Below are 5,586 nucleotides of genomic sequence, written 5' to 3' on the forward strand. Positions count from 1 at the left end.
AAATATCTATTAAGTAATTTTCAAGTATAAAGACTTAAGTATTACTCTGGTGCGAAACCGCATAATAAAGCCTGTCCGCATGGATAATACTTTATACTTAATACTTAATTTCAGTTTCTCTTTTTCAGTAACGATTCTATTTCCTGTACTTCTGCACTAAAGCTTTTGTCCACCTCCAATTGTCCTTTTACGGTTTTGCAGGCGTGAAGTACCGTTGCATGGTCTTTGTTACCGATAAACTTACCTATCTTAGAAGTTGAAAAGTCTGTGTGGTTTTTAGCTAGATACATGGCGATCTGTCGTGCTTGAACGACTTCCCTTTTTCTGGATTTTGTATGTATGGCAGACGGTTCCAGATCAAAATGTTTGCATACCACTTTGAGGATATCATCGATGGTAACCGCTTTCGTTTCGTTATGAACCACGCCATGTACAATGTGTTGTGCCAAATCCAAATCTATTTCTTTGTTGAAAATAGTGGAACGAGCCATGATAGCAATGACGATACCTTCCAGATCGCGTACACTTTCATTCACATTTTCGGCAATATAATCAATCACTTCCGGCGGGAATTGTAACCCGTCGCGGTGTATCTTGTTGCGTAGAATGTTTTTGCGAAGTTCTACCGTCGGCTTTTCAAGCTCGGCTACCATACCCCATTTGAAACGGGTCAGGAGGCGTTCTTCAATACCTTGCAACAATACGGGAGCACGGTCTGAAGTCAATATGAGCTGTTTGCCGTTCTGGTGTAAATGATTGAAGATATGGAAGAAGTTGTTCTGCGTCTTGGTGACACCGGCAAACTCCTGAATATCATCAATGATTAATACATCGATCGTCTGGTAAAAGTTAATAAAGTCGTTGGTCGTGTTATTGCGTACAGAATCCGTATATTGTACCTGGAACAAATGTGCCGAAACGTACAATACTCTTTTCTCTGGATAAATTTCTTTGATTTTCGTGCCTATTGCGTTTGCCAGGTGCGTCTTTCCTACTCCGGATGCTCCATAAAGGAATAACGGGTTGAAAGCAGTCCCTCCTGGTTTTTGCGCTACGGCTTCCGCCACACTTCTTGAAAGTTTATTGCTGTATCCTTCAATGAAGTTCTCAAAATTATAATTGGGATTCAAATGCGGGTCCAAATCCTGAACGGCAGGAGCCTGTAGGAAGCTGGGAGCTTTGTTTCCTCCGATTATGCTTTTGGGAGTAACAGCCGTAGAACGATTGCTTGCTTCGAGATTCACGGTTTGATTCGGAATCGAAGTCTTGTCCACCATGACATTGTACATCAACTTGGTTCCTTCGCCAATGACCTTATATAATGTCTTACGTATAAGATCTACGAATCTCTCTTCCAGTATTTCATAGAAAAACTGGCTCGGGATCTGTAAGATCAACGTTTTGTCCTCATATTTCAACGGAACAATAGGGGCAAACCAAGTATTATATGTCGTCTCGGGAACATTGTCTTTAATAACGTCGAGACAGCGGTTCCAAAGTACGACATGATTTGATTCAATCATAGTAACTTTTAATACATTTATTAATTAAGCAAAACTTCTACGTTTGCAAAATTGGGAATCTTATTCGGAAAAAACAAATCTATTTTTTCTTGTTTTTTTCATGCTAACAATAATGTGTTTACTTTCAATGACTTATGCGTTTGTTGTCGGACACACTCTGTTTACCCTCTCTTGCGGTTTTGTAAGTATCTGTATGTTAATGTCTTATATATATAATTTTAGCCTTCTTTCTCACTTTTGTACGTTTGTACGGGAATATTATTTCGGTTTGTAGATAGACATTTGAAGAGCAATCTACTTTCTTTTGAAAGCCCTTCGTTATTTAGATAAAATCTATATAACGATAATTTGCTACTTGTCTTTCTTGCCGAATAATGAGAAGTGAACGTACCGTTTCGGATGCTCTTTCAGGTCTTCTAATAAGCTGGCTGCATTTTCAGTTGTTGCATTCAGATTATTGTATAAAGTCGGGTCGTTGAAGAGCAGTCCGATAGTGTTATCTTTGCTGTTTAATTTTTCTGTAAGTATTTTTACGTTAGCCAGCGTTTCGTCTATTTTTTTGAAAGTGGCTGCATAGTCTACTTCTTTCAAATTTCCGCTGATAACAACGAAGTTGTCTCCGATGGTGTTCAGTTTACTGGTGAGTTGAGGTATGTCATTACTCATCAGCCCTTTTACCTGCGAACTGACTACTGCCAGGTTGGCGGTTGTCTTCTCTATCGAGTGCAGGGTGGCAGGGATGCTCTTGTCTCCTAATATATTGTTCAGAGAGATGAGGATAGAATCCAGTTTCGGAAGCATTTCTTCTACCTTTGGGATCAGTTTCGCCGCGCTTTCCATCATTCCGTTGTTCAGTGTGCCAGGAATCGTATCTCCTACGGCATATTTTTCGCGCGGGTTGTTTGCCAGAAGAATATTCATGCGTACGCCTCCCATAAGTTCGGATACAAGCTCGGCGCTACTTCCTTTGGGAATCCGCAGTTCCGTGTCCAGTTCCACTTCGACAATTACATTTCCGGGTTTGGCATAATCATAATAGATGTCACGCACGATACCTACACGAACACCGTCGGCAAATACCGGGCTTGATTTGGTGAGTCCGTTTACGTTTTCAAATTTGGCATAGAAATAGCTGGAAGGTTGAAACATGTGTATACCTTTCAGCCAGTTAATTCCGTATATAAGCACACATAGTGCAACGATACCTGCAATACCTATTCTGACTTCTTTTGTAATGTACTTCATTTTATCTTTTTATTTATTTCTTCTTTTCTTGAATTCGGCAATCGCTTCATTGACGTTCATTTTCTCGCCGTTCCGGAAAGCGATGATAAAGGCGTCTTTGAATTGTGCCGTAATGGTGCGCTTCGTACGCAACACCTTGTTATAATCGGCGGAGGCTCCATACGTATATTTGTATATTCCCCCTTCCTTATAATAATCTACCTCTTTCAGTCCTTTCAGCCGTTTGTCGTTTTTGGCGAGAGGTTTGGAAGAAGTAAGTATCTGTATCTTAAACGTAATTTCACTGTCATTGGTTGCACTCTCTACTACAATTGGGCGTTTCGGTGCTGTTTTGGCTGTTGCGGCAGGTTTTGTTTTTGCTTCGGCCAATAGCTTTTCCTGTTGGGGAGCTGTGTTCACACTTTCGGTATCCTTTTGGGCAATTGCCGGGGCATTGTCTTCTTCCTGTTCGGTTGGGACGATCGTTTTGCTGACTCCCGTTAGGCGCAGTTCATGTTCTCTCTTATAATTTAAGAAAGCACGGTAGATGCCTTTTGCCATGGTGCCGGCCCCTTCTTCAGAATTCAGATAACGCTCCTCTTCGGGCGTAGAGATAAATCCTAGTTCTATCAGAATGCTCGGCATGGCACTCGCTTTTAAGACAAGGAATCCGGCTTGATGCACTCCACGGTCTGCCCTTCTACAAGTTTGGCGAAATTGTTTCTGCATCAGCGAAGCCAGGTGTACACTCTGCTCCATGTATTTATCTTGCATGAATTCAAATATAATATATGACTCGGCAGAGTTCGGGTTGAAACCGGCATATCTTGTTTTGTAGTCACTTTCGTAGAGGATTACGGAGTTCTCTCGCTTGGCAACTTCCAGATTTGCGTCTGATTTGGCCAAACCCAGTGTCCAGGTTGAAGCACCTTTTGCAGTACGATTGTTAGCCAGTGCATTGGTGTGAATGGAAATAAAAAGGTCAGCCTTCGCGTTGTTGGCAATTTCTGCGCGTCGGTCTAAAGGGATGAATACATCTTTGCTACGAGTGTAAATCACTTTGACGTCGTCGCAATTCCTTTTAATCAGATTTCCCACTTTCAGGGCAACGTTCAGATTGATATTTTTCTCTTTCGAGATTTTGCCGATGGCGCCCGGATCATGTCCGCCATGTCCTGCGTCGATAACTACTACAAAATCCTTCCCCCATAAGTGGTTAGTACATGAGGGTAGAAAAAGTAGCCAGAGGCAAATGAATATGTATAATATGTACGGTCTATTCAGTTTCATATCTATAATACGGTGCAAATGTAGTAGAAATTTGTAGAAAACTCATTATTTGCCATTAAGTTTTGTGTTTTTTTCGGTTTAATGGTAGCTTTTTTCCTGAAATCTCCGTTACTTTGTGCTTCGAAGTTAAAATGTACGACGATGCTTAAGTTTTTGAAGAATTGGACGTTACCTATTGCTATGCTGGTAGGTGCTATAGGTTATCCGCTGTTTATCAGCCTTTCTTTTCTGACTCCCTATCTTATTTTTACGATGTTGCTATTGACCTTCTGTAAGGTATCTCCTCGTGATTTGAAGCCTAAACCTCTCCATTTGTGGTTGTTATTGATTCAGATTGGCGGAGCGTTGGCTGCTTATTTGTTGCTTTATCGCTTTGATAAAATAGTAGCAGAGGGAGTGATGGTTTGTATTATTTGTCCTACGGCTACGGCCGCTGCGGTGATTACTTCCAAGTTGGGTGGGAGTGCAGCCAGTCTGACTACTTATACATTGATAGCAAATATCGGTGCGGCTATTGCTGTGCCTATTCTTTTTCCTTTGGTGGAGGTGCATCCTGATGTCACTTTTTGGGAGGCGTTTCTTGTTATTTTAGGTAAGGTATTTCCGTTGTTGATTTGTCCTTTTTTGGTGGCCTGGTTGTTGAGTAAGTGTTTGCCAAAGGTGCATCAGAAGTTATTGGGCTATCATGAACTTGCTTTTTATTTGTGGGCTGTGTCTTTAGCTATCGTAACAGCGCAGACATTGTATTCCTTGCTCAATGACCCAGCGGATGGTTTTACGGAAATCATGATTGCTGTCGGAGCACTGATTGCCTGCTGTTTGCAGTTCTTTTTGGGGAAGACAATCGGCTCAATTTATAATGACCGTATCAGTGGCGGGCAGGCGTTGGGACAAAAGAATACGATTCTGGCTATTTGGATGGCACATACTTATTTGAATCCATTGTCTTCTGTGGCTCCCGGTTCGTATGTGTTGTGGCAGAATATTATTAATTCGTGGCAGTTGTGGAAAAAGAGAAAGAATGAATTGAAAAATCAAGCGTAAGACATTAGACAAAGAATCGTAATGGATATAAATCAGAATTATAGAGAAGCAGTAAAGACCATAAAAGAAGCTATCCTACGTAGCCAGTACCGTGCAGCCGCATCGGTGAACAAGGAACAGCTATCTCTTTATTACGGCATCGGACGTTATGTGTCGGAAAATTCCCGTACAGGCTTTTGGGGGAAAGGCGCAATTGAACAGATATCTTCTCTGTTGCAAAAAGAATTGCCGGGGCTAAGGGGATTTTCTGCGACAAGCATAAGAAATATGCGTATTTTTTATGAGGAGTGGGATAAGGTTTTAAATCATCAGCCAACGGCTGATGATTTGGTGTTGAATGAAAAATTGCTTCTTGTAGAAATTCATCAGCCAGTGGCTGATGAATTTAACTGGTCTGACTTTCTTTCAATCGGCTTTAGTCATCATACCGAAATCATATCCAAAGCTAAGACTTTGGAAGCAAGGCTATTTTATATACATGAATGCGCCATTCGCTATTGGAGTA

General features: G+C 41.3%; 5 protein-coding genes. 2 read left to right on the forward strand and 3 right to left on the reverse strand.

The window, feature by feature from the left end; translation table 11 throughout:
* Positions 1-110: 110 nt before the first annotated feature.
* The 3 genes from dnaA to ACT8YW_RS21470 form a co-directional block, all read right to left on the reverse strand.
* A complete protein-coding gene (gene dnaA / locus ACT8YW_RS21460) occupies positions 111-1,523 on the reverse strand; it encodes a chromosomal replication initiator protein DnaA (RefSeq protein WP_004299347.1) in 1,413 nt (470 codons plus the stop codon).
* Between the two features lie 351 nt (positions 1,524-1,874).
* On the reverse strand, positions 1,875-2,768 hold the full coding sequence (locus ACT8YW_RS21465; protein WP_004299349.1) for an MlaD family protein: 894 nt from the start codon (positions 2,766-2,768) through the stop codon (positions 1,875-1,877).
* Positions 2,769-2,777: 9 nt separating this feature from the next.
* On the reverse strand, positions 2,778-4,037 hold the full coding sequence (locus tag ACT8YW_RS21470; protein WP_117811468.1) for an N-acetylmuramoyl-L-alanine amidase family protein: 1,260 nt from the start codon (positions 4,035-4,037) through the stop codon (positions 2,778-2,780).
* Positions 4,038-4,118: 81 nt separating this feature from the next.
* Between ACT8YW_RS21470 and ACT8YW_RS21475 the strand changes: the two genes are divergently transcribed.
* Together ACT8YW_RS21475 and ACT8YW_RS21480 are read left to right on the forward strand one after the other, a co-directional pair.
* The gene (locus ACT8YW_RS21475; protein ID WP_087317216.1) at positions 4,119-5,081 is read left to right on the forward strand and encodes a bile acid:sodium symporter family protein; all 963 of its coding nucleotides are present in this window, start codon (positions 4,119-4,121) and stop codon (positions 5,079-5,081) included.
* 21 nt (positions 5,082-5,102) lie between these two features.
* A partial coding sequence (locus ACT8YW_RS21480) for a DUF1016 N-terminal domain-containing protein (protein ID WP_444107087.1) occupies positions 5,103-5,586 on the forward strand: 484 nt, incomplete at its 3' end.

The organism is Bacteroides sp., assembly GCF_052357945.1.
Taxonomy (GTDB): domain Bacteria; phylum Bacteroidota; class Bacteroidia; order Bacteroidales; family Bacteroidaceae; genus Bacteroides.

Excerpts from the sequence above, each read along its gene's own strand:
- ACT8YW_RS21475 (WP_087317216.1), top strand. The coding sequence starts at position 4,119 with ATGGTAGCTTTTTTCCTGAAATCTCCGTTACTTTGTGCTTCGAAGTTA.
- ACT8YW_RS21470 (WP_117811468.1), bottom strand. The coding sequence starts at position 4,037 with ATGAAACTGAATAGACCGTACATATTATACATATTCATTTGCCTCTGG.
- ACT8YW_RS21465 (WP_004299349.1), bottom strand. The coding sequence starts at position 2,768 with ATGAAGTACATTACAAAAGAAGTCAGAATAGGTATTGCAGGTATCGTT.
- dnaA (WP_004299347.1), bottom strand. The coding sequence starts at position 1,523 with ATGATTGAATCAAATCATGTCGTACTTTGGAACCGCTGTCTCGACGTT.